This is a genomic window from Vibrio sp. 2304 (assembly GCF_033339475.1).
GTDB classification, from domain to species: Bacteria; Pseudomonadota; Gammaproteobacteria; order Enterobacterales; family Vibrionaceae; genus Vibrio; species Vibrio alginolyticus.
The window spans coordinates 514,171-540,567 of the sequence record NZ_JAWOUQ010000002.1 but is presented as its reverse complement, the minus strand read 5'-3'; the positions used below and the strand labels follow the sequence as shown (position 1 = coordinate 540,567).

Sequence of the window (26,397 nt, the reverse complement as noted above, 5' to 3'; positions counted from 1 at the left end):
CAATTGTCACGAATATTGCGCAAACGTTTGCGCGAGATTTGTTTTAGTCGAAAAAAATGAGCTCGCGATAAACGCGAGCTGCTTATTTGATATTTTACTACAGACGAGCAAGAAGGATTTGTGCTTGCTCTACCATCTTCTTGCGCCCGAAGATTAGGTGGCGACGCTTACCACCAACTTGACGCCAAAGAACTGCACTACGAATGCCAGATAACAACAGCGCACGAACTTTGTGTTGGCTTGCCGTCTGCTGCAGTACAGATGGCGTGCCCGTTACTTGAATGCGTGGGCCAATAGGGCTAACGACATCCAGATAGATGCTCGCTAAATTGCTGATCATTTGATCGTCTAGTAGCTCAAAGTGCTCTGACTGACGCTTGGCCATTTGAATACGGTCGCCAAGCTGAGACATAGCATCGTTACGAGAGCTTAACTTACGTTCTAACGCCATTAAACTAATAATGTAACGAGTAATTTCACTGCCTGATGGTGTGCTATCAATCCCTTTAACCAAGCATTCTAGGCCGAGCTTTAGATCGGCTTCGCGACCGAATACGCCAACTGTGTTAGCAGGGTTCGTGCTCAAAATAGCGTTGATTGATGTTTCAAAAGCATCTTGATCACAATGTCCGTTTCTCGCTACCTGTTGAACTAAAGCAACAGCTTGGCAAATCCCAGCGAAAGCGATAGTACGGTCATAAAGTGTATTCGCCACGTAACGACTCCTAAGCTTGAGAATATTTAATGCGTTGCTCGATGATGCCGCCACCTAGGCACACGTCACCTTTGTAGAACACTGCTGATTGACCTGGAGTTACAGCAATTTGTGGCTCGTCAAAGATAACTTTAATGTTTTCATCATCGATAGGGATGATTGTACAAGGAATATCTTCCTGACGGTAACGAGTTTTCACTGTGCACTTCATAACATCGCGAATTGGCTCACGATCTACCCAGTGAAGTTGTGATGCAAGTAGACCTTCTGATTTCAACATTGGATGGTCTTTACCTTGAACGGCAATCAAAACGTTACGTTCTAGATCTTTCTCACCAACGAACCATGGGTCCTCGTTACCACCGCCGCCTTTACGGCCACCAATGTGTAGACCTTTACGCTGACCAAGTGTGTGGTACATCAGGCCTTGGTGTTGACCAATCACTTCGCCTTCTGGAGTCTCGATATTACCAGGCTGAGCTGGAAGGTAGCGACCCAGGAATTCCGTAAACTTACGTTCACCGATGAAACAAATACCCGTAGAGTCTTTCTTCTTCGCCGTGATTAGATCTTGCTCTTCCGCAATGCGTCGTACTTCTGGCTTCTCTAGGTCACCAACAGGGAATAGGCTACGTGCGATTTGCTCGTTGCTTAATGTGTACAGGAAGTAGCTTTGATCTTTGTTGCCATCTAGACCACGTAGCATCTGTGGTTTTTCACCGTTTTCTGGGAAAGAGCGACGCACATAGTGGCCCATTGCAATGTAATCAGCATCAAGTACTTCATCAGCGAATTCTAGGAATGCTTTGAACTTGATTTCTTTGTTACAAAGAATGTCAGGGTTCGGAGTACGGCCAGCTTTGTATTCAGCAAGGAAGTACTCAAATACGTTATCCCAGTATTCGGCAGCAAAGTTGATAGTGTGTAGGTGGATGCCTAGCTTGTCACATACTGCCTGAGCGTCAGCAAGATCTTCTGCCGCTGTACAATATTCTTCGTTGTCATCTTCTTCCCAGTTCTTCATGAAAAGGCCTTCTACTTGGTAGCCTTGCTGTTTTAGAAGATACGCGGAAACAGATGAATCAACGCCGCCGGACATACCGACGATGACTTTCTTTTGGCTGTTATCAGACATTACTAAACACCACTTAAATAAACGGGATGCAGATTCTATCAGAATCCACAGACCGGTGACAGATCCGAGATCGAAATCACAATTCATTTCGCTGAATTTTTCTTCAACAAAGATTCGAACGAGTAATTTCGCAAGTATAGAAGAGGTATATATGGCATAGTTGGCCAAAATCCAAGAGGAAACATCAAATGACAGAAGAAAACCAATTTATGCAAGAAAGTGAGTTGATTGAAATTGTTGAAAATCAGCTCGAAGATGGCAACCCGCTTAAAGTAAAAGAAACCCTTATGCGTTTAATGATGACTGGCACACCACGTGAAGATGCGGTTGCGATGATCGCATGTGCGATGTCAATTGAGATTTTTGATGTAATGAAGAATGAAGGTGAGTTCAACCTAAAGCGTTATAGCGAGCACCTTGAGCAACTACCAGATCTCAGCTTTATGGAAGGTGAATAAGCCACCTAAAAGAAAAAAGTAGTCAGCAAACGTTTGCTATAATCGCTTTTATTGCTGCTTTATTATTAGCGGTATAGAATCCGCTCTCCTTTTCATCCCCTTACTCAGACTGACAATATGAAATTTCCTGGACAACGCAAATCGAAGCACTATTTTCCTGTTCATGCTCGTGACCCGCTGGTGAGCCAAGCACAAGAAAGCAAGAAGATGACGCGCACTCACATCATTGGTATTGACCAAACCTTGGTTGATATTGAAGCAAAAGTTACAACGGATGTGATTGAAAAGTACGGTCTGAGTAAAGGTCACTCTCTGGTTATCGATGACGAAAGAGCAGAAGAGTTATACCAGCAACTGAAAGAAGAGAACTTGATTACCAATGAGTATGCGGGCGGTACAATTGGTAACACGCTACATAACTACTCCGTGCTAGCGGATGATCGCTCCACACTACTTGGAGTGATGAGCCAGGATATTAAGATTGGCAGCTACGGTTACCGTTATCTTTGTAATACATCAAGCCGCATGGATTTGAACTACCTACAAGGTGTAGATGGTGCAATTGGCCGTTGTTTTGCTCTTATCACAGAAGACGGTGAACGTACTTTTGCTATCAGCGAAGGGCAAATGAACCAACTCCATCCTGATAGCATTCCAGAGAAAATCTTTAAAAATGCATCAGCACTTGTACTGACGTCATATCTAGTACGTTGCAAAGACGGCGACCCAATGCCGGAAGCAACAATGAAAGCAATTGAGTACGCGAAAAAGAATGATGTGCCTGTTGTTCTGACTTTAGGCACAAAGTTTGTTATTCAAGATGACCCTAAATATTGGCAAGAATTCATTAGAGATAACGTTTCAGTCGTTGCGATGAATGAAGATGAAGCAGAAGCACTGACGGGGGAATCTGATCCACTTGCTGCGTCTGATAAAACATTGGAGTGGGCTGATCTAGTATTGTGCACGGCGGGTCCTGTAGGTCTATTTATGGCTGGGTATACGGAAGATAGCGCGAAGCGCGAAACTTCTTTGCCATTACTTCCAGGGTCAATTGCTGAATTTAATCGTTATGAATTTAGTCGTCCGGCGAAAAAAGACTCATGCGAGGCGCCAATAAAAGTGTACTCGCATATCTCGCCATATATGGGTGGTCCAGAAAAAATTAAGAATACAAATGGCGCAGGTGATGCCGCGTTATCTGCTGTTCTTCATGATATGGCAGCAAATAAATACCATAAAGAAAATGTGCCTAATTCAAGCAAGCACAGTAACGAGTATTTAACTTACTCTTCTTTTTCCCAAGTCTGCAAATACGCAAACCGCGCGAGCTACGAAGTTCTCGTGCAACATTCACCACGATTGTCGCGCGGACTTCCTGAACGAGAAGATAGCCTAGAAGAAGCATACTGGGAACGTTAATACGAAGCGGTTTAATTAACTATTCTGTAACTAAAGTAAAAGGCACATTAAGAAATGTGCTTTTTTATTTGTAATGGTTTAAATAAAAAAGGCTCCCTATGGGAGCCTTTTAAAAATAGCACGGATCTAGATTAGGAACTCATCCAGAGATTTACCTGCATCAAGTTGCTCTTGAATCGCCGAAGGTGTACGACCTTGGCCAGTCCAAGTTTTCTCATTACCGTTTGAATCTGTGTATTTGTATTTAGCAGGGCGAGGTGCGCGCTTCGCTTTGCCTTTCGTCTTAGTTTCGCCAGATAGCGCAGTAATAAGTGCTTCTACGTCAATACCGTCTTGAGCGATTTTCTCAGCAATCTCTGCAAGCTTAGCTTCTTGCTCTGCTTGTGCTGCGCGTTCTGCTTCTTCTGCTTCACGACGCTCATCTACGACAGTAGTGAGTTTATCTAGAGCTTCTTCCAATTGTTCTAGAGTCAGCTCACGAGAAAATGCACGAAGGCTACGGATATTTAGAAGGGTTTTAGTCAGCTCTGACATAACGATTCCTATTAAAAGGTTAATGTGTTGGGCACTTTTTATCGTTACGATTAAATAATGCCAATCTATAAATAAACAAAGAGTCCTTATATTTAACTTTATCTTTTCCTTATGTGCAAATGCTAAATCAAGATTTTGTTTAAATTTGACTATTTTTTAAAGCAATTAATATTATTACACTCGAAATAAATCATTATTAGATGAGAACTAAAATCAACAATCATTATTGTATAGAGAGAGCGACAGCTTGGTTTTTTATAAAAAAATTTGAGTTATTACTTAAAAATATGAAGCATCCATCTTTAATGGTGTGTCATATATCCTTAATTTATTGATATAAGATAAACCATGATATTTCTAAGGTAGTAATAATGTTTCATAAATAACATGATTGATGTGATTTCAGTTGCACAAAACTTATGGAAGTAGGCAAGGTTTATAAATTATCTCAGTCATTATTTATTTGTTTAATTTAGTTTGATGTGTTGCATTGACTCTCATCATAAGTACAATGGCTGCCACCTGATGCAATATTGCAGACAATTTGTTGTTAATTTGTACAGTTAGTGGTTAATTGTTTGTTGTTGCCGTAGAGGCGCGGTCTCGAAGAGTAGCTATTATTGGGGTGATGCCAATGAATAATAGTGGAAGGCGAAGATTGCCGAAGTAAGTAACTCATCAAAGTTACTTGCTGGGGTTGTATCTGAAAGGAACAACACTGCCATAGTATATATTCACATTAAACTATGGAGCGCTACTGTAGGGTTGGGTGGAGTGTTCGCTTCCCTGTCGCTAAGTTCAACATGAGCACGTATCGTATGCTACGTGACTTGTCTGCAGTAGATCTCTAGCCAAACTTTGGTTTTTGAAGATCATGAATTTAATAGATTTTTCTAGTTCTCCTGTTTCATTATTGCCACCTATTGTCGCTTTGACTTTGGCGATTTTGACTCGACGTGTATTAGTTTCCTTGGGTGTAGGTATCGTGCTAGGTGCGGTGCTACTTAATAGCTGGTCTATCAGCGACACCGCAGGTTACGTCAGTTCTCAAGTTTCTTCTGTCTTTATTGAAGATGGCGGAATTAACACTTGGAACATGAGCATTGTTGGTTTCCTAATCTTATTAGGTATGACAACAGCTTTATTAACGCTTTCTGGCGGTACTCGTGCTTTTGCTGAATGGGCACAATCTCGAGTGAAGAGTAAACGCGGCTCCAAACTTCTTGCCGCCTTTTTAGGCGTATTCATTTTTGTCGATGATTACTTTAATAGCCTTGCTGTTGGTGCGATCTCTCGCCCAGTAACCGATCGCTTTTATGTGTCTCGCGCTAAGCTTGCGTACATTCTAGACTCAACCGCTGCTCCAATGTGTGTAATTATGCCTGCTTCTAGCTGGGGTGCTTACATTATTACTATTATTGGCGGGATCTTAGTCTCACATGGGATCACAGAGTATTCGGCTCTTGGCGCATATGTTCGTCTTATCCCAATGAACTTCTACGCCGTTTTTGCGCTGCTAATGGTGTTCGCTGTTGCGTGGTTTGGTCTTGATATTGGTAAAATGCGTGAGCATGAGATCTCTGCATCGCAAGGTCGTGGCTTTGATAAAGACAAAGAAAATGACTCGCAAGAAGCGCATGACCTAAATGAAGAGCTAGATATCCGTGAAAGTGAAAAGGGTAAAGTGTCAGATTTGATACTTCCTATCGTGACGCTGATTATCGCGACTATCGCTTCAATGCTTTACACGGGTGGCCAAGCATTGGCTGCTGATGGTAAGGAGTTTGCGCTTCTTGGTGCTTTTGAAAATACAGATGTAGGTACATCACTAATCTACGGTAGCTTGCTTGGCTTAGCAGTTGCACTGTTTACTGTTGTGAAGCAAGGTCTACCAATGGCTGAGATCGCACGTACACTTTGGATTGGTGCTAAGTCTATGTTTGGTGCGATTCTAATCTTAGTATTTGCCTGGACCATTGGCTCTGTTATCGGTGATATGAAGACTGGTACTTACCTTTCGACAATGGCGCAGGGAAATATCAACCCTCATTGGCTCCCAGTTATCTTATTCCTGCTGTCTGGCCTGATGGCGTTCTCAACAGGTACTTCATGGGGTACGTTCGGCATCATGCTTCCAATCGCCGGAGACATGGCTGGTGCAACAGACGTAGCGCTAATGCTACCGATGTTGAGTGCGGTTTTAGCTGGTGCGGTATTCGGTGACCATTGTTCACCAATCTCAGATACGACTATCTTGTCATCGACGGGTGCACGTTGTAACCACATTGATCACGTATCAACACAGCTACCTTATGCATTATCAGTCGCGCTTGTTTCATGCGTCGGCTTTATTGCCCTTGGTATGACTGCTTCAATTGCGTTCTCGTTCATTGCAGCGTCGATAACATTCGTTATCGTTTGCGCTATTTTGTCATGGCTTTCAAAGTCTAAAATAGCGTCTTGCCAGAGTGCGTAAGTTGTTTTGAATAGATTCGTTACAGAGGGAAGCTCCGCTAATTTAGCGGAGCTTTTTTTAACGCGACTTAGGTGAGGGGGGCAATCGCGTTTTTGGGGATAAAAGTCTCGTGTTAAGAGCGAATTGTTTGTGTACCGAGCTCTCCTTGATGGGCTGTAATGGAAAAGCAATCCATCTTCTTCTTAGTTCTAAGCAAAGACTATGCCCATTTTAAGCTTTTGATTTTTAATACAGAAAAATCCGCATGGTTGCGATGCAGAGTTAACTAAATGATATCTAAAGAGTTACCTGTTACACAGTGTTACGTTACACCTATACAGTATTTAAACATTTAAGTTGTATTTCTTTATTAATCGATAAAGCGTTGTTCTTGAAATGCCGAGGTGACGTGCAGCCGCACTCATATTGTGTTTATTTTCTTCGATAGCTTGCAGTAGGTAGTCGAGATCAATTTGGTCCACAGAAGGGAGCAATTGCCTCTCATTGTTATCAAGGCCCAAGTCAGCGACGAGAAGCGTGTGATCTTCACACATGACAATTGCTCGTTGGATGACATTACGCAGTTCTCTTACGTTGCCTGGCCAACGATGTTTGAGGAGCTTGGCTTTTACCTTATCAGACATTTTTTGTACCTGACCATGAGACAGATCTGCTAGAAAGTGTTCAGATAAAATAATAATGTCTTTTCCACGCTTTCTCAGTGGAGGGATAGTTAATGGCAATATATTAAGCCGATAGAATAGATCTTCACGAAATCCTCCTTGTACGACCTCATTTTTCAAATCCACGTGGCTTGCTGCAATGACCCTACAGTCCACGTCAATGAATTTATCCGCTCCGACTTTATGGATTTGTTTACTCTCCAAAAAGTGAAGGAGGTGGATTTGTAAGTCTGGTGGCATGTCACCAATTTCATCAAGAAATAGGGTGCCTTTATGTGCCTTTTGAATAAAACCTATACGCTCTGAGATTGCGCCTGTAAATGCTCCTTTTTCATGGCCGAAAAGCTCGGATGCAATAAGACCACTTGGAATGGCTCCACAGTTGACTTCCACAAAAGGTGCTGAGTGTCTGTTCGACAATTGATGAATAAGGCGAGCGCAAAGACCTTTCCCAACACCAGTTTCACCCTGAATGAGGACTTCAGCATCACATTGAGCGTACTTTTGTATTGCAGTACGAAGTTCTTGGATACAGGCACTATTGCCGATCAACGGGTATAGTGCCGTATCGTCGAAATCTACAGCTTGTTTATTACTACCGTTACGCAGTTTCATTGTTAATCACTATTTTTTGCCCCGCTCTAATAATAGTTTTGAATGACTTGTCTCAAACGTGAGTTGCTGTCTCTTTATTGAGAAAAATGTCAATTAATGGGTTGGGTACGGTCTAAATAGTTGATTTGGTGGATATTCATACTATTCTTCGCTTTCTTCGTCAGAGTGGAGCTGATTGGAGGTGTTCTTTCCACCAGAGTATTCAATATGGAAAAGAATTTAATTTCATTTAAATCAATGTCTTGTGAAAAATATTTAGAAAATATTCAATTGAGTATTGAAAAATATAGAATCCTTAGTTAGTGTGGTTACTAACAAAGCAACTCAAAAAGAGCCTTAAATAAGTATGCGTAATTTTGTAATGAACATTCATCACCATCATCACCCAATCTAGTCTTTCGGGCGATGTACGCATACCCGGGAGGCAGGAAACTCCCGGAGGTAAAATCAAAGTAAAAGCAGATTTTAAACCCTCGGGAGACTTCAATCTCCCGAGGGTTTTTTAGTTTTATTAGTTTGAAAAATACTTAGATATCAAAATCTTGCATAGGGACAAAGCAATGCAAACACAACGTTTAAGAATCGCAATTCAGAAAAAAGGTCGTCTTAGCAAAGAGAGTCAAGCTCTACTAAAACAGTGCGGCGTAAAGTTCAACGTAATGGGCGAGCGTTTAGTTGTCCATTCTGAAAATATGCCAATTGATTTACTCTTGGTTCGTGACGACGACATCCCAGGTTTAATTATGGATGGCGTGGTTGACCTTGGCTTTATTGGCGAAAATGAGCTAGAAGAAGTTCGCCTTGACCGCAAAGCATTAGGTGAACCCTGCGAGTTTGTTCAGCTTCGTCGACTTGATTTTGGTGGCTGTCGTTTATCTATCGCAATCGACAAGGACGAAGAGTACAACGGTCCACAAGACTTAGCTGGCAAGCGTATTGCTACAACGTATCCTCAACTTCTAAAAGCGTACATGGATGAAGCCGGCGTTCCATTCTCTACATGTATGCTGACAGGCTCTGTAGAAGTTGCGCCTCGCGCGGGTCTCGCTGATGCTATCGCTGATTTGGTTTCTACAGGTGCAACACTGGAAGCGAACGGCCTTAAAGAAGCTGAAATTATCTTCAAATCAAAAGCGACATTGATTCAACGCACAGGTGAGTTCGACGCAGACAAAGTGGCGCTAATCGAAAAGCTGTTAACTCGCATGCAAGGCGTGCAGCAAGCGAAAGAATCTAAGTACATTATGCTTCACGCCCCAGCAGAGAAGTTAGATCAAATTAAAGCACTACTGCCAGGTGCTGAAGACCCAACTGTTCTTCCTCTTTCTGCAGATAAGCAGAAAATGGCTGTTCACTTAGTGAGTTCTGAAAACCTGTTCTGGGAAACAATGGAACAGCTGAAAGAGTTGGGCGCAAGTTCAATTCTCGTTCTACCAATTGAAAAAATGATGGAGTAAGCATCATGAGAACAGTCGTTTGGCAATCATTAAGTGAGAATCAGCAAGACTCTATTTTGGAGCGCCCTGCTATTGCAGAAGGTGCCAATATCACCACTGCTGTGGCCGAAGTTATTGCTAAAGTTCGAGAAGAAGGTGACTCTGCTCTTATTGAGCTGACCGAAAAGTTTGACCGTGTTAAGCCTGAATCCATTCGTGTTTCTTCTCAGGAAATTAAGGCAGCGTCAGAGCGTTTGTCAGAGTCAATGAAGAGCGCATTAGAGCAAGCTTACGCCAATATTTCTAAGTTCCACAAAGCGCAAAAGCCGCAACCGATCAAGGTGGAAACCCAGCCAGGTGTCCTTTGTGAACAAGTAACACGCCCAATTCAAAAAGTGGGTTTGTACATTCCGGGTGGCAGTGCGCCTTTGCCATCGACTGTTTTGATGCTCGGCGTTCCTGCAAAAATTGCAGGTTGTCGTAAAGTCGTTCTTTGTTCTCCACCGCCAATCGCTGATGAGATCCTTTATGTCGCGAAACTGTGTGGCATTGATGAAGTGTACAACGTCGGTGGTGGCCAAGCAGTTGCTGCAATGGCTTATGGCACCGAGACGGTATCGAAAGTAGATAAGATCTTTGGTCCGGGCAACGCTTACGTGACCGAAGCAAAACGACAGGTTAGCAATGATTTCCGCGGTGCTGCGATTGATATGCCAGCAGGGCCATCAGAAGTGTTAGTGATTGCAGATGAAACCGCAGATGCAGACTTTATCGCTGCGGATCTTTTGAGCCAAGCGGAACACGGTCCTGATTCTCAAGTGGTATTGGTGACTCCTTCTCCTGTGATTGCTGATCAAGTGACGGATGCGGTTCAACGTCAGCTTAAGGAGCTATCTCGTGCAGACATCGCGGAAAAGGCTCTGGCATCAAGCTTGATCATTATTTCTGAGTCGATGACGCAGTCAGTTTCTATTTCCAATTACTACGGTCCTGAGCACTTGATTGTTCAGACTAAGAACCCTCGTGAGCTTCTACCTCTATTAGATAACGCAGGTTCTATCTTCCTAGGTGATTGGTCGCCTGAATCAGCAGGTGATTATGCATCGGGCACTAACCACGTTCTTCCTACTTACGGTTACACACGCACGTATTCAAGCTTAGGCTTAGCGGACTTTTCGAAACGTATGACGGTTCAAGAGCTGTCTGCTGATGGTCTAAAGAACCTTGCACCAACGGTGGTCACCATGGCGGAAGCAGAAGGTCTGGATGCACACAAACGTGCAGTGACCATTCGCGTAGAAAAACTGGCAGCTAAGTAAGAGGATATTGAGATGGAAAAGCTAGCGCGCAAACAAGTCCAACAACTTACCCCTTATATGTCGGCTCGTCGAATTGGTGGTACCGGTGACGTATGGCTAAACGCCAACGAATCACCATTCAATAATGAATACAAAACAGACTTCGCTCGTCTTAATCGTTACAGCGAATGTCAGCCTAAAGAACTGATTTCTGCTTACGCAGCCTATGCGGGTGTGAAACCAGAGCAAACACTAACGTCTCGCGGAGCAGATGAAGGTATTGAACTATTGATTCGTGCTTTTTGTGAGCCGGGTGAAGATGCGATTCTGTACTGTCCACCGACTTACGGTATGTACGCCATCAGTGCCGAAACCATCGGTGTAGAGCGTAAAACCGTGCCGCTAACGTCAGATTGGCAACTAGACCTTGCAGGCATCGAAGCTAATCTGGATAACGTGAAACTGGTTTTCGTATGTTCGCCAAACAACCCAACGGGTAACTTAGTTAAGCGTGAAGATATTGTGTCTCTGCTTGAGATGACAAAAGACCGTGCAATTGTGGTGATGGATGAAGCGTACATCGATTTTTGTCCGGAAGCGTCAACGGTAGACCTACTGGCGCAATACCCGAATCTTGCGATTTTGCGTACTCTGTCGAAAGCTTTCGCGCTTGCAGGTCTGCGTTGTGGATTTACGCTTGCGAACGAAGAGCTGATTAATGTACTTCTTAAAGTTATCGCACCTTACCCAGTCCCAGTTCCAGTGGCAGAAATTGCGACTCAGGCGCTTTCGGAAGCTGGTTTAGCGCGAGCGAAGTTTCAAGTTCTCGATTTGAATGCAAACCGTGCTTACTTGCAAGTTGGCCTTTCAATGATTCCGGGCTTGGAAGTGTTTGAAGGGTGGGGGAACTACCTATTGGTGAAATTCCCAGATGGCGATGACCTTTTCAAAGCGGCTTGGGATACGGGCATTATTTTGCGTAACTCGCCAATTGAAAATTGTGTGCGTATCAGTGTGGGTAACCGTGACGAGTGCGAAAAAACGCTTGGATTTATCAGAAACTACTACGCATAAATAGAGACAGAATTTATCGCTCTCGCTCAATAGCGGGAGCGCCAAAAGAATAGCAATAAGGAAGTTCGAGTGAGCAAACAACAAAAAATCCTTTTTATTGATCGTGATGGCACCTTAATTGTCGAGCCGCCGATTGATTTTCAAGTAGACCGTTTAGACAAACTAAAGCTAGAGCCATTTGTTATCCCAAGCCTGTTGTCGTTGCAGGATGCAGGATACCGTCTAGTGATGGTCACGAACCAAGATGGTTTGGGTACCGACAGCTACCCACAAGAAGATTTTGATGCACCACACAACATGATGATGGAGATCTTTGAATCTCAAGGTGTGAAGTTTGATGATGTGCTGATTTGTCCTCACTTTGATGAAGATAACTGCTCTTGCCGTAAGCCTAAATTGGGCTTGGTAAAAGAGTACCTTCAAGGTGGCAAAGTGGATTTCCAAAATTCTGTTGTGATTGGCGATCGTCAAACTGATCTTCAACTTGCAGAAAACATGGCAATTCGTGGCATTCAATACAACCCAGAAACCATGGGTTGGAAACAGATCCTGAAAGATCTCACGGTGAAGGCACGCGTTGCTGAAGTGGTTCGCACCACAAAAGAAACGGACATCAAAGTATTCGTTAATCTTGACGAACAAGGCGGCAATGACATCTCTACTGGTCTTGGCTTCTTCGACCACATGCTGGATCAAATCGCGACACACGGCGGGTTCCAGATGGTGTGCAAAGTAGAAGGTGACCTGCACATTGATGATCACCACACAGTGGAAGATACCGCTCTTGCGTTAGGTCAAGCGTTGAAAGAAGCACTGGGTGACAAGCGTGGTATTGGTCGCTTTGGCTTTAGCCTTCCAATGGATGAGTGTTTGGCACAATGCGCACTAGACCTATCAGGTCGTCCTTACCTTAAGTTCGACGCGCAATTCAGCCGTGAGCAAGTGGGTGATCTTTCAACAGAGATGGTAGTTCACTTCTTCCGCTCTCTGACTGACACATTAGCATGTACGTTGCACCTTTCTTCTGCGGGCAACAATGATCACCACATCATTGAAAGCCTATTTAAAGCGTTTGGCCGTACTTTGCGCCAAGCAATCAGAGTAGAAGGCACTGAGCTACCAAGTAGTAAAGGCGTGCTTTAAGGCTAACGTTAGCAAGGAGAAAAACAGTGACAGAACAGAAAGTTGTCATTATCGATACTGGCTGTGCCAACGTTTCTTCGGTGAAGTTTGCCATTGAACGCCTAGGCTATGACGTGACTATTTCAAAAGATCCGCAAGTCGTATTGTCGGCAGATAAGCTATTCCTACCGGGAGTGGGAACCGCCAGCGAAGCGATGAAAAACCTAGAAGAGCGCGATCTTATCAGCTTGGTAAAACAGGTAGAAAAGCCGTTGTTAGGTATCTGTTTAGGTATGCAACTGTTGGGCAAAGTGTCTCAAGAGAAAGGGCAGAAAGCCGACGAGTTGGTTGAGTGTCTTGGGCTTTGTGATGGCGAAGTGAAGCTACTACAAACTGGCGATTTGCCGCTGCCGCACATGGGTTGGAATACAGTGTCTGCAAAAGCAGGTAATCCACTTTTCAAAGGTATTGAAGAAGGTGAGTACTTCTACTTCGTGCACAGCTTTGCAATGCCTGTTGGGGATTACACGATTGCGGAATGCGAGTACGGCAACCCGTTCACAGCAGCAGTACAAAGCGGTAACTACTACGGCGTGCAATTCCACCCTGAGCGTTCTTCAAAAGCGGGCGCGAAGCTTATTCAAAACTTCTTAGAATTATAAAAGGGATTTAGTGTGATTATTCCAGCTCTTGATTTAATTGAAGGACAGGTGGTTCGCCTTTATCAAGGTGATTACGGCCAAGTAACCGAGTACAAAGTCGACCCAGCAGAGCAGTTCAACTTGTACCACCAAGCGGGTGCTAACTGGCTGCACTTGGTGGATTTAACTGGCGCGAAAGACACGACAGCACGCCAGCTTGATTTGATTGCAAAGCTACTAGCAAGCACGCCAGCGAACATCCAAATCGGTGGCGGCGTACGTACAGAGCAAGACGTGATTGACCTGCTAGAAGCTGGTGCTCAGCGTGTTGTTGTTGGTTCTACAGCAGTAAAACAGCCAGAGCTTGTGAAAGGTTGGATGGAAAAATACGGCGCAGAGAAAATCGTTCTCGCGCTAGACATCAACATCGATCAAGACGGCACGCGTAAAGTGGCGATCTCTGGTTGGCAAGAAGACTCAGGCGTGACTATCGAAGCTCTGATCAACGATTACCTAACGGTAGGTTTGCAGCACGTGCTTTGTACGGACATTTCTCGTGACGGTACGCTAGAAGGCTCAAACGTAGAGCTTTACGTTGACCTATGCAAGCAGTACCCACAAGTGCAGTTTCAATCTTCAGGTGGCATTGGCTCATTAGCAGATATCGAAGCGCTAAAAGGCAGCGGTGTGGCTGGTGTGATTGTTGGTCGTGCGCTGTTAGATGGTAAGTTCACAGCAGAGGAGGCGTTTGCATGTTGGCAAAGCGAATAATTCCATGTCTTGATGTTCGTGATGGACAAGTGGTAAAGGGCGTTCAGTTCCGTAATCACGAGATCATTGGCGACATCGTTCCTCTGGCACAGCGTTATGCGGAAGAGGGCGCTGACGAGCTTGTGTTCTACGATATTACCGCTTCAAGTGATGGTCGTGTCGTAGATAAAAGTTGGGTCGCTCGCGTTGCAGAAGTGATTGATATTCCTTTCTGTGTCGCTGGTGGTATTAAATCAGCGGAAGATGCAGCGCGCATTCTTGAGTTTGGTGCAGACAAAGTGTCTATCAACTCACCTGCATTGGCGAACCCGCAACTGATTACTGACCTTGCTGATAAGTTTGGTGTGCAATGTATCGTCGTTGGTATCGATTCTTACTACGATAAAGAGACAGGTAAGTATCAGGTTTACCAGTTTACTGGCGATGAAGAACGCACCAAAGCCACCCAATGGGAAACGCGTGATTGGGTGCAAGAAGTACAAAAACGCGGCGCCGGTGAAATCGTACTGAACATGATGAACCAAGACGGCGTGCGTAACGGCTACGATATTGAACAACTTAATATGGTGCGTGAAGTGTGTAATGTGCCATTGATTGCATCGGGTGGTGCAGGTGCCATGGAGCACTTCGCAGAAGCCTACCAAAAAGCAAATGTGGATGGCGCGCTTGCCGCATCGGTATTCCACAAGCAAGTCATCAATATTGGTGAACTAAAGCAGTATTTGAAACAACAAGGCATTGAGGTACGACTATGAGTGTAAAAGCCGCCGAAGTAAGTTCGCTAGCTGAGCGAATCAACTGGGAAAAGGTGGATGGTCTGGTACCTGCCATCGTACAAGATTTCCAATCAAGCCAAGTGCTGATGATGGGTTACATGAACCAAGATGCGTTGGCAAAAACGGGCGAAACGGGTCAAGTGACGTTTTTCTCTCGTACCAAGCAACGTCTTTGGACGAAAGGTGAGACTTCTGGCAACGTATTGCAATTGGTGAACATGCAGCTCGATTGCGACAACGATACGCTACTGGTGAAAGTTAATCCCATTGGCCCTACGTGTCACCTGGGTAACACAACTTGCTGGGATGTGGACCCTCAAGAGGAGTCACAAATGGTGTGGCTTCATCAACTTGAGCAGTTACTGGCTGCCCGCAAGAGTGCCGACCCAGATTCCTCTTATACTGCCAGTCTTTATGCCCGTGGCACCAAGCGTATTTCGCAAAAAGTGGGCGAAGAAGGCGTTGAAGTCGCGCTTGCGGCGACGTCGGGCGATAAGGCGGAGTTAGTGTGTGAATCAGCAGATTTGATTTATCACTTAATGGTATTGCTTCAAGACCAAGGCTTATCGATGAATGACGTAGTGAACAAACTGAAAGAGCGTCATAAGTAAGCTTGCTATAGATAAGTGAAAGCCCCTATGCTCTCGAGCCTAGGGGCTTTTTTAATTTAGTGTTCTTGATTCGGGGTAAAACCGGCAACAGTGCTAGTAGCGATTAGATTCTGAATCACACTCGTTCCTCGCTGTTCAGAATGACGGTATATTTTCTAATGGTGCTTGCAGTAGAGTTATTTACTTCAAACAGGTACATATATTCACGTCACTCCAACGAGCCTAGGCGAGATCAGGAATTTCATTAAAGAGAGCTCAATAAGCTAGGAGTGGATGATCTTACCCACAACACTTCTTAAATTTCTTACCGCTTCCACAGATACACGGGTCGTTACGACCTACTTTTAGGCTACTCACTGGTTGGTTTAGGCGAGGATCTTGTTCTGGTTCTTCTTCTAGCTCTTCTTCTGGAAACGTGCCGTCAATGTAGTACCAAAGCCCATTTTCTTTTACAAAGCGAGAACGCTCTGTCATACAGTAGCGCTTGCCGTCTTCATCAAAATAAGCGCTAAATTCGACAAAGCCTTCATTGTCATTACTGCCAGCTTCTGTTTTTACAACTTCAAGTTTGCACCAATCGCTGTCGATAGATTGGGCAATGCCTTCACGTTGCTCTTCTGCATTACAGCTTGGGTGGTACGTGTTCACCACGTAATCGACTAGACCTAACACATGCGCACTGTAACGAGAGCGCATTAACTGCTCTGGAGTGGTGACGTCAGCATGGTTGTTGTGGGCAATTTCACAACACTGTTGGTAGGTGCGGTTAGATCCGCAAGGGCAAGAAGAAGCCATAAAATGAAATCTCGATTAATTAAGCGGTAAAAACAAACAACCTCACAATTGCGAGGCTGGAGGTGAGGCATTATAGCGATTTAGGGCGTTTGAGACAGCAGTTCTTGAGCCCATTCCGTCGATTGATTAAAAGCGTCCGCTAATTGAGGTTCGGTTAATTTAAGAACGGTGCAATATCGCTCGGCTAACTCCCAGTCCGCTTGTTCATAGGCGATCGTCATCGAAAGTAAGTGACCAAGTACGCCTTTTCGACTGGTTAATGCGAGTTTTATATCTTCGTCAACGGGGATATCTTCAATGACATCCGAGAGCGGTTGATCGAGCAAAGATCCGAGTAAAGAAAACATGCCTGTCAAAAAAGCCTGCCCAGGGTCATACCTAGTGTTCATTTGACTAAGTAGCAGTTCACACATTCGTGCACGCTGAATCGCTAAAGAGTAAAGAGAGTCAGGTTTATCTTCTTGAACGGAGGCAATTGCAACTAAGGAAATAAAGCGTCGTAGTCGCTCTTCACCCAGATAAATAAGCGCCTGTCTGAACGATTTGATCTTAGTCGTTAATGTATATCCTGAATTTACGTAAGTAAGCAACTTGTATGACAGCGTCACATCAATTGAAAACAGACGTTCAACCTCATTGAAGTCGATGGGCTTATCTGCAATCTCTTTACAAAGCTGGATGACGGTAAGAAACGCGGGGTTCAACCGTTTTTTCTGGATCATCTCAGGTTTGCTAAAAAAATACCCTTGAAAATAGTTAAAACCGGCTTCTAGAGCTTGCTCAAACTCTTCATAGGTCTCTACCTTTTCCGCAAGAAAGTCGATTTTAAATGGGCTCAACGCCTGAATAAAAATGGCAGCTTTCTTGATCGGCACAAGTCTAATATCAAACTTGATCATGGAAACGTATGGAAGAAAACGCTTCCAAGCTTTCGTCGGAACAAAATCATCCAGAGCAATTTTGTATCCGCACTCATGAAGGTGCTTGATGGCTTCTAACAGTTCTTCTGTCGGTTCGCAGTCTTCAAGGACTTCAATGACGAGAGATTCTTTAGGGAACAAAGTTGGGACCAAGTTCACCAAGCTTTGATGCGGAAAGTTAACAAAGCCAAGTTTGTTTCCTAATGTGTTGTAATGCGTCGACAAAAAATGATCGGATAGCAGTCGACTAGTAGCCAGCTCTGGTTCTACTTCAGGGAAGGTATTTTTAGGGCCGTCTCGAAAGAGGAGTTCGTAACCTATGGTTCGTTTTTCTCTATCCAGAATCGGTTGGCGAGCTACGTAAGAATACTTCAATTAGGTACTTCGTTCTGTTTAACTTAGTATTATGATAATAGCGATTTTTTACAAAATATCTACGACTTGAGCGTGAATCTTCTACACGCTCTACATGCTTAACGCAAATTCTGTATGAACGGTCTCGTTTGTAGGTCAAAACTATCCGAATTTACTTTTAAAACTGAGCCTTGCGTATACCAATCCCCTAAAACAATTCGGGTCTTTTTAACGCCATCGACGTCAAAAAAATGTGTGTTCGGGCGATGTGTGTGACCATGAATCATTAAGTTGACGCAGTTCTGAGACATCACTTTCTCGACCTCATTTTGGTTGACGTCCATGATATCTAATGACTTGCTCATTTTATCATCACGAATATCGGATTGAACTTTTGAGACAATTTTCTTCTTAATGAACCAAGGAATACGGTTAAACAACCATTGTAGCCATGGCTTGTGAACGGTTTTTCTAAACTCTTGGTATTTCACATCGTCAATGCAGAGCGTATCGCCATGTAGGATTACGGCTTTTTGACCATAAAGATCAATCGTGCAGACATCGTCGAGTAATGTCATACCGGTTTCTTTGCAAAAGCGTTTGCCGAGTAAAAAATCTCGATTGCCTTGGATGAAAAAAGTTGGCACACCCGCATCCGTCAGTGCTTTAAATTCTGCACGGATTTGGTCCGCAAAAGGGGTGTTGTCATCGTCACCAATCCAGAATTCAAACAGATCGCCGAGTACATAAAGTGCATCAGCTTTTGTTGCTTCTGTTCGCATGAACGTCACAAAACATTCCGTGATATCAGGACGTGATGGGGTAAGGTGAAGATCGGAAATAAATAATGTCGTCATAGAAATAAGGGGAAGCTATGCCTCCCCATTAACTTATCTTTTAAAAATAATTCCTAAGAATTACTCTTCAATTGTTGTACCAGTGATTACTACGTCTTCTAGAGGTACGTCTTGGTGCATGCCGTAAGAACCAGTGCTAACGCCTTTGATCTTATTTACGATGTCCATGCCTTCGATTACTTCACCGAACACACAGTAACCCCAACCGTCTAGGCTTTCGCTACGGAAGTCTAGGAATGTGTTGTTGTTTACGTTGATGAAGAACTGAGAGCTTGCTGAGTGCGGCTCCATAGTACGTGCCATAGCAAGTGTACCCACTTTGTTGCTAAGACCGTTGTTTGCTTCGTTCTTGATAGGTGCACGAGTCGCTTTTTCACGTAGACCAGACTCCATACCACCACCTTGGATCATGAAGCCGTCAATTACACGGTGGAAAAGCGTGTTGTCGTAGAAACCGTCGCGGCAGTACTGAAGGAAGTTTGCGCTTGTCTCTGGCGCTTTCTCTTCGTTTAGTTGAATCTTGATGTCACCAAAATTAGTGTGAAGGGTGATCATGCTACTTTCCTTTACTGTGTTGTGTTGAGCCCGAGATTCTAGCCTAAGTTCTAGTGCTTTAAAAACTCAGGAAGAGGAAATTCTTCGTTTTGTGCTTGAAGTTTAGCCGATTATCGTTTTATCGGTTAATTGCTATTACCTAACTAGGTTGGAGTTGATATACTCATCTTCTTTTATTCATTCACAATCATAGATAGAGATCATGTTAAAGATATATAACACACTCACAAGACAGAAAGAGGAATTCAAACCAATTACAGCTGGCAAAGTCGGTATGTATGTCTGTGGAGTTACCATCTACGATCTCTGTCACATTGGTCACGGTCGTACTTTCGTCTCTTTTGACGTTGTATCACGTTACCTTCGCTACTTGGGCTATGATCTGACGTTTGTACGTAACATCACAGATATCGACGATAAGATCATCAAACGTGCCGCAGAAAATGGTGAGTCTTGCGATTCATTGACTGAGCGTTTGATTGGTGAAATGCACGCTGATTTTGATGCGCTGAACATGAAACGTCCGGACGTTGAACCTCGTGCGACACAGTTTATTGCTGAAATCATCGAATTGGTTGAGAAGCTAATCGAGCGCGGTTTTGCATACGTTGCAGATAACGGTGACGTAATGTTTGAAGTGGGTAAGTTCAACGAATACGGCAAGCTTTCTAAGCAAGACCTTGATCAGCTTCAAGCTGGCGCGCGCGTTGATATCGAAACAGCAAAACGCAGCCCTCTAGACTTTGTACTTTGGAAGATGTCTAAGCCGGGTGAACCAACGTGGGAGTCACCATGGGGTCCAGGTCGTCCAGGTTGGCACATAGAGTGTTCAGCAATGAACTCTTCAATCCTAGGTAACCACTTCGACATTCACGGCGGCGGTTCTGACCTTCAGTTCCCACACCACGAAAATGAAATCGCACAATCATGCTGTGCACACGATACACAATACGTGAACACATGGATGCACAGCGGCATGGTAATGGTAGACCGTGAGAAGATGTCTAAATCTCTAGGTAACTTCTTTACTATCCGTGACGTTCTTGGTCACTACGATGCTGAAACAGTGCGTTACTTCCTAATGTCTGGTCATTACCGTAGCCAGTTAAACTACAGCGAAGATAACCTAAACCAAGCACGTGCTTCGCTTGAGCGCCTGTACACATCTCTACGTGGTTTAGACCTAAACGCTGCGCCTGCTGGTGGTGAAGAATACGTATCTCGCTTCACTGCAGCGATGAACGATGACTTCAACACACCAGAAGCGTACTCAGTTCTGTTCGACATGGCGCGCGAAGTTAACCGTCTGAAAACAGAAAACCTAGAGAAAGCGAGCGAACTCGGTGCGCTAATGCGTGAACTAGCTGACGTGATCGGTATTCTTCACCAAGATCCTGAAGCCTTCCTAAAAGGTGATGCGGGTAACGATGATGAAGTGGCTGAAATCGAAGCTCTGATCAAGCTGCGTAACGACTCTCGTGCTTCGAAAGATTGGGCGAATGCAGATATGGCTCGTGACAAGCTGACCGAAATGGGCATTGTTCTGGAAGATGGTCCAGAAGGCACAACGTGGCGTCGTAAGTAATTGAATTTTCATTTTTAAAGGGCTGATAATTCAGCCCTTTTATTTTCCATTTCCATAAATTAAAACTTTAACTTTAGGTAATGCTCTGTGGCTCAGATGTATTTCTATTACTCAGCAATGAATGCGGGTAAATCAACAACGCTTCTTCAATCCTCTTTCAACTATCAAGAACGCGGCATGACGCCAGTTATTTTTACGGCTGCGCTAGATGATCGTTTTGGTGTCGGTAAAGTGAGCTCTCGTATTGGTCTTCAATCTGACGCACATTTATTTCGTCAGGATACCAATTTGTATCAAGAGATCGCAGATCTGAATGAGGTTGAAAAACGTCACTGTATTCTTGTTGATGAGTGTCAGTTCTTGTCGAAAGAACAAGTTTATCAACTTACTGAAGTCGTTGATAAGTTGCATATTCCAGTATTGTGTTACGGCCTTCGCACCGATTTTCTAGGCGAACTTTTTGAAGGCAGTAAGTATCTATTATCTTGGGCGGACAAGCTGGTTGAGCTCAAAACAATCTGCCATTGCGGCCGCAAAGCGAATATGGTTATTCGTACCGATGAACACGGCGTGGCAATTAAAGAAGGCGATCAAGTTGCGATCGGCGGTAACGATAAGTATGTCTCCGTATGCCGCCAACATTACAAAGAAGCACTCGGTAAATAAGCCGTATTGATACAGAAAAGCCACCGAACTTGGTGGCTTTTTGTTGTCGGTTAGAAAAAGTTAGACTAAGTCAAAACCAAACCGCTCGAGTAAAACCTGGTAAGAAGATTCGACTTGCTGAGGGATGTTCTGCTCGGTTTGAAATCCTTTCTCTGGATAGCTTTTTACGCGAGAGAAATCTTCCATTAGTGCTTCTAGCACCATCATTAATGGCATGTCTTCATTAATGTATTCAAAAAATGGAAGAGCCGCAGAGCTTACTTGGAGCTGAGTGTAGGGTGACTGCCACTGTTTTTCAAATGTCGCGATTGCTCTACGCTCCATAAACGGTTTTTGTACCAGAATAAACGAGGAACACTGTTTTCCTTCCTCTTTTAATCGTTGCTCAGTAAAGCGAACATTTTCTCCACTGTTTGTGGATTCAGTTTCGAGCAAAATTGCTTCACTTGGAACGCCCGACATCTTTGCAATCTCGGCAAAGGTTTCTGCTTCGCTTTTTTCAAACAGTCCATCTGTGAAGCGACCTTCACCCCCTGAAAATACAATCAAAGGTGCCAACTTTTGGTGGTAGAGCTTGGCAGCGTGCTCCGCTACACGCACATCATTACTGCACATCACAAACAAACAGTCCGCAGGTTTCAGTTCATGTTTGAGTTGCATGTAATCCCAAAGCGTTTCTATATGTCTATAGAGCCTCATAGCGCATCCAAAGTTGAATTGAAGTGAAATCGATAACCAAGTGAGAGTAGTTTGTCAGCAAGAATACGCTTGTCAGCTTGCTCTGTGACGGGTGGAAGAGGTATCTCACTTCCGATTTTGTTTATGGCAGCTTGGTAGAACTCAGCCTTGCTGACAGTATGAGGTGTCGTAACGTTAATGACTTGGTTGCTTAAATTGCCTAAGGCAAATTTCGCAGCCGAGACAGCATCATCTTGATGAAGCATATTAGCTGGTGCTTTACGACTAACTTGTTGAAGCCTTGCTGCAAAGCGAGATGGGTGTCTATCTGGCCCGATTAATCCGCTACAACGTAGAATAACAAAGTTAATATTCGAGTCGATAACATGCTGCTCTGCTTGAAGCATAATACGTGCATTGTCAGAGAAATAAGGGCTTTCGGCTGCTAAAGAGATTGACGCGTCAGCTTCTTCCATATCGGAAGCAAGGTTAGGGTAAACCGTGGTAGAGCTGATCATGAGAAGTTTTTCAACGTTGTTTTGCTTAGCTGCGTTGGCAAGTATTTGCCATTGCTGGGCATATTCTTGACCGCGTCCTTTACGAAATCCTGGAGGAAAAGCGCCGATAACGTGCGTAATTTGATGCTGTTTGAGCAGTTCATCTAGCCGTGCTGTGGCGTTCAATTGATTGAAATCGAACAATGCGGAGTGAGTTAATGAGGTGGGTAACTCTTTTAATCGAGTTTGGCTACGACGAGTGACGACAACATAGTGTCCATCTTTCATCAATGTTTCTGCTAGCGGAGTTCCGAGCCAGCCTGCACCTACGATCAATGTATTTGCCATTTGGGTCTTCCTACTTACTTATGTCTGCCCGAATAGGTTGAGCAGTTCTGCTTTGGCTTGTTGATGGAGGGGATCTGAATGCCATTTCTGGTGCTGAATAAGGTCAACATTGACTTGCCAAGCCAGTTTTGTGAAATCATCCCCAACTTTTTTTAATGTATTAGGTGAATACGCGACTAAATGCTGTGGTAGAAAGCACCAACCAAACCCTTTATTCGCCAATTCCAACAAAATATAGTAGTTATCAGCGTACCAGATATCTGGGCTAAATGCTTGATTGAGACCACATGGCTCTGCACTTTTGGATCGTATGACCAATTGACGATGTTGTTTTAATTGATCAATGTGAGTGATTTGCTGCTTTGCTAAAGGATGTGTTGAAGAGACATAGACATCAAATGCAATATTGCCAAGATTGGTGAAATCGATGTGCCTTGGCATTTGTAAATCACTCAAAATAATCCCAGTCGTGGCGCGTTCCGACTTAACCAATTCAATGATATCAGGGCTTGATGCCGTTAAGCATTCAACTTGTAAGTGTGGAAAGCGTTGCTCTAACTTCTTTAGCACATCCGGCAAGCGAGTCAGAGGAATCCCTTCATCAATAGCTAAGACTAATTTGTTCGTTGGCGTGGAAAAGAGCTGCGATGCCCTATTGTTTAGGCGGTCGAGTTGGCTGATTGTTGCTTGTGCATAAGGTACGAGCGCGAGGCCATTCTCAGTTAATTTAGGGTACCTGCCTGATCGATCAAAAAGCTCAACGCCACAGTCGATCTCCATATTCATGATGTGCTGGCTCACTACAGATTGAGCTCGCCCCAGTTTTCTAGCTGCTCCTGAAAATGATCCTGCTTCTGATGTAGCAATAAAAGCTTGCAGTTGTTCGATGGTAACATATCGCTTAAACCGATGGTATCTAACTTTTGGTTATCTAAATAATAGATAAAATTCTAAGCATTGAGTAGAACTATTTGGACAGAGAAATATGACTCGTAACGAACGAATTTTTCATGCAGTACTTTTTGAGTTAATCGCACTCGCGATTATTGTACCAGCGGCTTCATTGATCACTGGAAAGGGCTCTAGTGATCTTGCGTTGGTTGGGGTCGGGTTGAGCATGTATACCGTGATATGGAACTACATCTACAACTTGTACTTTGATAAGTGGTTTGGTGGCAATCGAGCTGAGCGAAGTTTAGCGATGCGGCTTGGACACACTGTTGGTTTCGAGGGAGGATTGATCTTTATCTCTCTACCTGTGATTGCCTGGTTCTTAGAAATTACGCTTCTTCAAGCTCTGATGCTGGAAGCCGGCTTCCTCGTTTTCTTCCTATTTTATGCTACTGGTTTTAACTGGTTGTATGACAAGGTTCAACCATTTAGCAAAATGAAAAAGCGATTATTGCCGCAGGCATCGACAGGAAAAATATAGGACTAAAAAACGCCACCGAGTTCGGTGGCGTTTTTTGTTCAAATTACACAGACAAAACTCTTAAAATCTTATCTGCATGTTCTGCAACTTCAATGCCTTCGTCTGTTAGATAACCACCGTCAGGCTGTGTACAAAGTTGCTTCTCATATAGACGAGCAACGGCTGCCTGCATTTCTTCTGACGCGTCTGTATGAACTTTAATACCAGTTGCAGCACTACTTAGGTCGAACTGAAGAAGTAGATTCAATTCGGCGATATGTTCAGCTGAATATTTCATAAATGATTCCTTTGCGCTTTTTTTACCAAGCTAGTCTGAAAAGTAGCGTTGGGCAACATTCAACGACAAGAAGTGTTAAGTATGGCGCTATCAGGCTGATATAACGCAGGATCTTTGTTCGAAAGGCCGAATACTTGTTAAGTATCAATGATACTTACGGTAGCGAATGATAGGCGCTATTTATTGCTTAATCTCCCAATAACAACGATTTTAGTAAACACGCCAAATAGCACTTGAAAAAATAGGGAAATAGAGCGATTATCCGCGCCTCTTTAAATGTTTCTAAATGTTACACCAGAATGAACTTTAATCAGTTTGACTCACTATTACCGCCACAAGCTGCGGAACGCGCGGCTGAAGTGGGGGTAGGCAAAGCAACGAAAGCTCCAATCAAATCTTTTCTGCTCGCCATTTCTGCGGGGCTTCATATTGGTATTGCTTTCATCTTCTATACCACAGTAACGACAGGCGCAGGCGAGCTGCCTTGGGGCATTACACGACTCATTGGTGGTCTGGCATTTAGCCTTGGTTTGATTTTGGTGGTGGTTACTGGCGGCGAGCTTTTCACTAGCTCTGTGCTGACACTAGTTGCGCGTGCGAGTGGAAAAATCTCTTGGCAAGCACTTATCAAAAACTGGTTGGTGGTTTACTTTGGCAATATGGTTGGGGCCATTTTGCTCGTGGCCTGTATGCTAGTTACCAAGCAATATATGTTTGATCATGGCCAAGTTGGTCTCAACGCGATGGCGATCTCCCAACACAAATTACATCATGGTTTCTTTGCCGCTGTTGCGCTTGGCATTATGTGTAATGTATTAGTTTGTATTGCAGTTTGGATGACGTTTAGTGGGCGAACATTGACAGATAAAATAGCGGTCATGATTTTGCCTGTGGCTATGTTCGTGTCGGCAGGTTTTGAGCACTGTATTGCGAACATGTTCCAAGTACCTATGGCGATTGGTATTAAGTACTTTGCGCCAGAAGCGTTTTGGCAAATGACAGGGGTAGATATTGCAAACTACGCGGACTTAAACATGATGGGGTTCATCGTAAACAACCTAATTCCTGTTACGATAGGAAACATTATTGGTGGTGGCGTATTTGTTGGCATGTGGTATTGGATGATTTATCTACGCGATGAAGATAACCATTTGCGATAAGTTTAGAAGATCACAAGAAAGGCGAACCAGATGGTTCGCCTTTCTTTTTATTTGTCTCTGCAAATGTCAAATAAGTCGAGTCATGCTAAATCAACTCTTCGTTGATGCCAAAATCGGTTGGGAGCCAATGAGAAGTTACTTCCTTTGGTTCTTGAACGAGCCAATCCAGAGGTGCATCGGACAGGAGTTCATCGTAATTTTCTTTGATCATTAAGACATCCATGTACGTCTCTCCAAGTTTGTGGTCACTGCCTTTACTTTAAAATTAGAACATGTCAGTCACGTGATCAATGCATGACGATTCGATTGATCACTTATGTTGCTATGTTTCTGGTTGCGTATGGGTTTTGGGGGCTTATCCACATTTTCTGTGGATAACCTGTATCAAAGGTCGTGCGTATCTAAACTTGCAAAGAAAATTTCATAAAATTAGAGGCTTATATCAAAAAGAATTCTGCCTGACTTTTCATCTGAAAGCGTCTTGATGAGTGTTCGAAGAGTACGTTCGACTTGGCACCATAAGTTGT

The 26,397-nt window shown here is 43.8% G+C and carries 28 protein-coding genes, 1 riboswitch and 1 other annotated feature; of the genes, 15 read left to right on the top strand and 13 right to left on the bottom strand.

The window, feature by feature from the left end; genetic code table 11:
- Positions 1–97 precede the first annotated feature (97 nt).
- Positions 98–715, bottom strand: a complete 618-nt coding sequence (gene hflD / locus R7P64_RS07235) for a high frequency lysogenization protein HflD (RefSeq protein WP_005378194.1) — start codon at positions 713–715, stop codon at positions 98–100.
- 10 nt (positions 716–725) lie between these two features.
- Positions 726–1,850: a tRNA 2-thiouridine(34) synthase MnmA gene (gene mnmA / locus R7P64_RS07230; RefSeq protein WP_005378192.1), complete on the bottom strand. Its 1,125-nt coding sequence runs from the start codon at positions 1,848–1,850 to the stop codon at positions 726–728.
- Positions 1,851–2,038: 188 nt separating this feature from the next.
- On the opposite strand from mnmA, the gene R7P64_RS07225 reads away from it, so the two are divergent.
- Positions 2,039–2,308: a hypothetical protein gene (locus R7P64_RS07225; RefSeq protein WP_171345320.1), complete on the top strand. Its 270-nt coding sequence runs from the start codon at positions 2,039–2,041 to the stop codon at positions 2,306–2,308.
- Between the two features lie 117 nt (positions 2,309–2,425).
- Positions 2,426–3,730, top strand: a complete 1,305-nt coding sequence (locus R7P64_RS07220; RefSeq protein ID WP_132936560.1) for an inosine/guanosine kinase — start codon at positions 2,426–2,428, stop codon at positions 3,728–3,730.
- Between the two features lie 126 nt (positions 3,731–3,856).
- Here R7P64_RS07220 and R7P64_RS07215 read toward each other — a convergent pair whose 3' ends face one another.
- Positions 3,857–4,264, bottom strand: coding sequence for an H-NS family nucleoid-associated regulatory protein (locus tag R7P64_RS07215; protein WP_005378185.1), 408 nt, complete (start codon positions 4,262–4,264; stop codon positions 3,857–3,859).
- 582 nt (positions 4,265–4,846) lie between these two features.
- A riboswitch (Lysine riboswitch) is annotated at positions 4,847–5,029 on the top strand.
- Between the two features lie 109 nt (positions 5,030–5,138).
- Between R7P64_RS07215 and tet(35) the strand changes: the two genes are divergently transcribed.
- Positions 5,139–6,740 (top strand): tetracycline efflux Na+/H+ antiporter family transporter Tet(35), encoded by a 1,602-nt coding sequence (gene tet(35), locus R7P64_RS07210; RefSeq protein ID WP_005378182.1) that lies wholly within the window; start codon positions 5,139–5,141, stop codon positions 6,738–6,740.
- A gap of 323 nt (positions 6,741–7,063) precedes the next feature.
- On the opposite strand, the gene R7P64_RS07205 is transcribed toward tet(35), so the two are convergent.
- The gene (locus R7P64_RS07205; protein ID WP_005388056.1) at positions 7,064–8,017 is read right to left on the bottom strand and encodes a sigma-54 interaction domain-containing protein; all 954 of its coding nucleotides are present in this window, start codon (positions 8,015–8,017) and stop codon (positions 7,064–7,066) included.
- A gap of 369 nt (positions 8,018–8,386) precedes the next feature.
- Positions 8,387–8,524: a sequence feature (His leader region), on the top strand.
- A 53-nt stretch (positions 8,525–8,577) separates the two neighbouring features.
- Between R7P64_RS07205 and hisG the strand changes: the two genes are divergently transcribed.
- The 8 genes from hisG to hisIE all read left to right on the top strand — a co-directional run bounded on the left by hisG (position 8,578) and on the right by hisIE (position 15,746).
- Complete coding sequence (gene hisG / locus R7P64_RS07200; RefSeq protein ID WP_005378180.1) at positions 8,578–9,474, top strand: ATP phosphoribosyltransferase; 897 nt, start codon at positions 8,578–8,580, stop codon at positions 9,472–9,474.
- A gap of 5 nt (positions 9,475–9,479) precedes the next feature.
- Positions 9,480–10,772: a histidinol dehydrogenase gene (hisD, locus tag R7P64_RS07195; RefSeq protein WP_158173785.1), complete on the top strand. Its 1,293-nt coding sequence runs from the start codon at positions 9,480–9,482 to the stop codon at positions 10,770–10,772.
- Between the two features lie 12 nt (positions 10,773–10,784).
- Positions 10,785–11,825 (top strand): histidinol-phosphate transaminase, encoded by a 1,041-nt coding sequence (hisC, locus tag R7P64_RS07190; RefSeq protein WP_017634689.1) that lies wholly within the window; start codon positions 10,785–10,787, stop codon positions 11,823–11,825.
- Between the two features lie 69 nt (positions 11,826–11,894).
- On the top strand, positions 11,895–12,968 hold the full coding sequence (gene hisB, locus R7P64_RS07185) for a bifunctional histidinol-phosphatase/imidazoleglycerol-phosphate dehydratase HisB (RefSeq protein ID WP_213973316.1): 1,074 nt from the start codon (positions 11,895–11,897) through the stop codon (positions 12,966–12,968).
- A gap of 26 nt (positions 12,969–12,994) precedes the next feature.
- Positions 12,995–13,609: an imidazole glycerol phosphate synthase subunit HisH gene (hisH, locus tag R7P64_RS07180; protein ID WP_005389830.1), complete on the top strand. Its 615-nt coding sequence runs from the start codon at positions 12,995–12,997 to the stop codon at positions 13,607–13,609.
- A 12-nt stretch (positions 13,610–13,621) separates the two neighbouring features.
- The gene (gene hisA / locus R7P64_RS07175; RefSeq protein WP_005390889.1) at positions 13,622–14,359 is read left to right on the top strand and encodes a 1-(5-phosphoribosyl)-5-[(5-phosphoribosylamino)methylideneamino]imidazole-4-carboxamide isomerase; all 738 of its coding nucleotides are present in this window, start codon (positions 13,622–13,624) and stop codon (positions 14,357–14,359) included.
- Positions 14,341–15,114 (top strand): imidazole glycerol phosphate synthase subunit HisF, encoded by a 774-nt coding sequence (gene hisF / locus R7P64_RS07170; RefSeq protein ID WP_004749837.1) that lies wholly within the window; start codon positions 14,341–14,343, stop codon positions 15,112–15,114. Before hisA ends, hisF begins: the two co-directional genes overlap by 19 nt.
- Complete coding sequence (gene hisIE / locus R7P64_RS07165; protein ID WP_005533681.1) at positions 15,111–15,746, top strand: bifunctional phosphoribosyl-AMP cyclohydrolase/phosphoribosyl-ATP diphosphatase HisIE; 636 nt, start codon at positions 15,111–15,113, stop codon at positions 15,744–15,746. Before hisF ends, hisIE begins: the two co-directional genes overlap by 4 nt.
- Before the next feature lie 279 nt (positions 15,747–16,025).
- Here hisIE and R7P64_RS07160 read toward each other — a convergent pair whose 3' ends face one another.
- The 4 genes from R7P64_RS07160 to R7P64_RS07145 all read right to left on the bottom strand — a co-directional run bounded on the left by R7P64_RS07160 (position 16,026) and on the right by R7P64_RS07145 (position 19,227).
- Positions 16,026–16,541: a YchJ family protein gene (locus tag R7P64_RS07160; protein ID WP_031812834.1), complete on the bottom strand. Its 516-nt coding sequence runs from the start codon at positions 16,539–16,541 to the stop codon at positions 16,026–16,028.
- Between the two features lie 80 nt (positions 16,542–16,621).
- Positions 16,622–17,836, bottom strand: a complete 1,215-nt coding sequence (locus R7P64_RS07155) for an EAL and HDOD domain-containing protein (RefSeq protein WP_005378158.1) — start codon at positions 17,834–17,836, stop codon at positions 16,622–16,624.
- A 98-nt stretch (positions 17,837–17,934) separates the two neighbouring features.
- A complete protein-coding gene (gene lpxH / locus R7P64_RS07150) occupies positions 17,935–18,672 on the bottom strand; it encodes a UDP-2,3-diacylglucosamine diphosphatase (protein WP_005389817.1) in 738 nt (245 codons plus the stop codon).
- A gap of 60 nt (positions 18,673–18,732) precedes the next feature.
- The gene (locus tag R7P64_RS07145; protein WP_005378156.1) at positions 18,733–19,227 is read right to left on the bottom strand and encodes a peptidylprolyl isomerase; all 495 of its coding nucleotides are present in this window, start codon (positions 19,225–19,227) and stop codon (positions 18,733–18,735) included.
- 202 nt (positions 19,228–19,429) lie between these two features.
- Here R7P64_RS07145 and cysS point away from each other — a divergent pair, with 202 nt between their 5' ends.
- Together cysS and R7P64_RS07135 are read left to right on the top strand one after the other, a co-directional pair.
- Positions 19,430–20,812, top strand: a complete 1,383-nt coding sequence (gene cysS, locus R7P64_RS07140) for a cysteine--tRNA ligase (protein ID WP_033905095.1) — start codon at positions 19,430–19,432, stop codon at positions 20,810–20,812.
- Between the two features lie 87 nt (positions 20,813–20,899).
- Entirely contained in the window at positions 20,900–21,478 is a 579-nt protein-coding gene (locus R7P64_RS07135; protein WP_042522050.1) for a thymidine kinase, read from the top strand.
- 60 nt (positions 21,479–21,538) lie between these two features.
- Here the strand turns inward: R7P64_RS07135 and R7P64_RS07130 are convergent, their stop codons facing one another.
- The 3 genes from R7P64_RS07130 to R7P64_RS07120 are packed head-to-tail and all read right to left on the bottom strand — an operon-like array spanning position 21,539 to position 23,889.
- Positions 21,539–22,177, bottom strand: coding sequence for a YdcF family protein (locus R7P64_RS07130; RefSeq protein WP_025766874.1), 639 nt, complete (start codon positions 22,175–22,177; stop codon positions 21,539–21,541).
- Positions 22,174–23,001 carry an NAD-dependent epimerase/dehydratase family protein gene (locus R7P64_RS07125; RefSeq protein WP_205390801.1) on the bottom strand — a complete coding sequence of 276 codons (828 nt, stop codon included), beginning with the start codon at positions 22,999–23,001 and terminating at the stop codon, positions 22,174–22,176. Before R7P64_RS07125 ends, R7P64_RS07130 begins: the two co-directional genes overlap by 4 nt.
- Positions 23,002–23,019: 18 nt before the next feature.
- Entirely contained in the window at positions 23,020–23,889 is an 870-nt protein-coding gene (locus R7P64_RS07120; RefSeq protein ID WP_318123316.1) for a LysR family transcriptional regulator, read from the bottom strand.
- A 97-nt stretch (positions 23,890–23,986) separates the two neighbouring features.
- Here R7P64_RS07120 and R7P64_RS07115 point away from each other — a divergent pair, with 97 nt between their 5' ends.
- The gene (locus tag R7P64_RS07115; protein WP_005378150.1) at positions 23,987–24,433 is read left to right on the top strand and encodes a PACE efflux transporter; all 447 of its coding nucleotides are present in this window, start codon (positions 23,987–23,989) and stop codon (positions 24,431–24,433) included.
- A gap of 43 nt (positions 24,434–24,476) precedes the next feature.
- Here R7P64_RS07115 and R7P64_RS07110 read toward each other — a convergent pair whose 3' ends face one another.
- Positions 24,477–24,710 (bottom strand): TIGR02647 family protein, encoded by a 234-nt coding sequence (locus tag R7P64_RS07110; RefSeq protein ID WP_005378148.1) that lies wholly within the window; start codon positions 24,708–24,710, stop codon positions 24,477–24,479.
- 299 nt (positions 24,711–25,009) lie between these two features.
- On the opposite strand from R7P64_RS07110, the gene focA reads away from it, so the two are divergent.
- Positions 25,010–25,870: a formate transporter FocA gene (focA, locus tag R7P64_RS07105; RefSeq protein ID WP_054577945.1), complete on the top strand. Its 861-nt coding sequence runs from the start codon at positions 25,010–25,012 to the stop codon at positions 25,868–25,870.
- Positions 25,871–25,955: 85 nt separating this feature from the next.
- Here focA and R7P64_RS07100 read toward each other — a convergent pair whose 3' ends face one another.
- Positions 25,956–26,093: a hypothetical protein gene (locus tag R7P64_RS07100; RefSeq protein ID WP_005378145.1), complete on the bottom strand. Its 138-nt coding sequence runs from the start codon at positions 26,091–26,093 to the stop codon at positions 25,956–25,958.
- Between the last annotated feature and the right edge of the window lie 304 nt (positions 26,094–26,397).

Coding starts and splice junctions, on each gene's coding strand:
- focA (WP_054577945.1), top strand. CDS start 25,010: ATGAACTTTAATCAGTTTGACTCACTATTACCGCCACAAGCTGCGGAA.
- mnmA (WP_005378192.1), bottom strand. CDS start 1,850: ATGTCTGATAACAGCCAAAAGAAAGTCATCGTCGGTATGTCCGGCGGC.
- hisD (WP_158173785.1), top strand. CDS start 9,480: ATGAGAACAGTCGTTTGGCAATCATTAAGTGAGAATCAGCAAGACTCT.
- R7P64_RS07125 (WP_205390801.1), bottom strand. CDS start 23,001: ATGGCAAATACATTGATCGTAGGTGCAGGCTGGCTCGGAACTCCGCTA.
- R7P64_RS07160 (WP_031812834.1), bottom strand. CDS start 16,541: ATGGCTTCTTCTTGCCCTTGCGGATCTAACCGCACCTACCAACAGTGT.
- R7P64_RS07110 (WP_005378148.1), bottom strand. CDS start 24,710: ATGAAATATTCAGCTGAACATATCGCCGAATTGAATCTACTTCTTCAG.
- lpxH (WP_005389817.1), bottom strand. CDS start 18,672: ATGACGACATTATTTATTTCCGATCTTCACCTTACCCCATCACGTCCT.
- R7P64_RS07100 (WP_005378145.1), bottom strand. CDS start 26,093: ATGGATGTCTTAATGATCAAAGAAAATTACGATGAACTCCTGTCCGAT.
- R7P64_RS07225 (WP_171345320.1), top strand. CDS start 2,039: ATGACAGAAGAAAACCAATTTATGCAAGAAAGTGAGTTGATTGAAATT.
- hisIE (WP_005533681.1), top strand. CDS start 15,111: ATGAGTGTAAAAGCCGCCGAAGTAAGTTCGCTAGCTGAGCGAATCAAC.
- R7P64_RS07220 (WP_132936560.1), top strand. CDS start 2,426: ATGAAATTTCCTGGACAACGCAAATCGAAGCACTATTTTCCTGTTCAT.
- R7P64_RS07215 (WP_005378185.1), bottom strand. CDS start 4,264: ATGTCAGAGCTGACTAAAACCCTTCTAAATATCCGTAGCCTTCGTGCA.
- R7P64_RS07115 (WP_005378150.1), top strand. CDS start 23,987: ATGACTCGTAACGAACGAATTTTTCATGCAGTACTTTTTGAGTTAATC.
- hisC (WP_017634689.1), top strand. CDS start 10,785: ATGGAAAAGCTAGCGCGCAAACAAGTCCAACAACTTACCCCTTATATG.
- R7P64_RS07130 (WP_025766874.1), bottom strand. CDS start 22,177: ATGAGGCTCTATAGACATATAGAAACGCTTTGGGATTACATGCAACTC.
- cysS (WP_033905095.1), top strand. CDS start 19,430: ATGTTAAAGATATATAACACACTCACAAGACAGAAAGAGGAATTCAAA.
- hisG (WP_005378180.1), top strand. CDS start 8,578: ATGCAAACACAACGTTTAAGAATCGCAATTCAGAAAAAAGGTCGTCTT.
- hisF (WP_004749837.1), top strand. CDS start 14,341: ATGTTGGCAAAGCGAATAATTCCATGTCTTGATGTTCGTGATGGACAA.
- R7P64_RS07145 (WP_005378156.1), bottom strand. CDS start 19,227: ATGATCACCCTTCACACTAATTTTGGTGACATCAAGATTCAACTAAAC.
- R7P64_RS07205 (WP_005388056.1), bottom strand. CDS start 8,017: ATGAAACTGCGTAACGGTAGTAATAAACAAGCTGTAGATTTCGACGAT.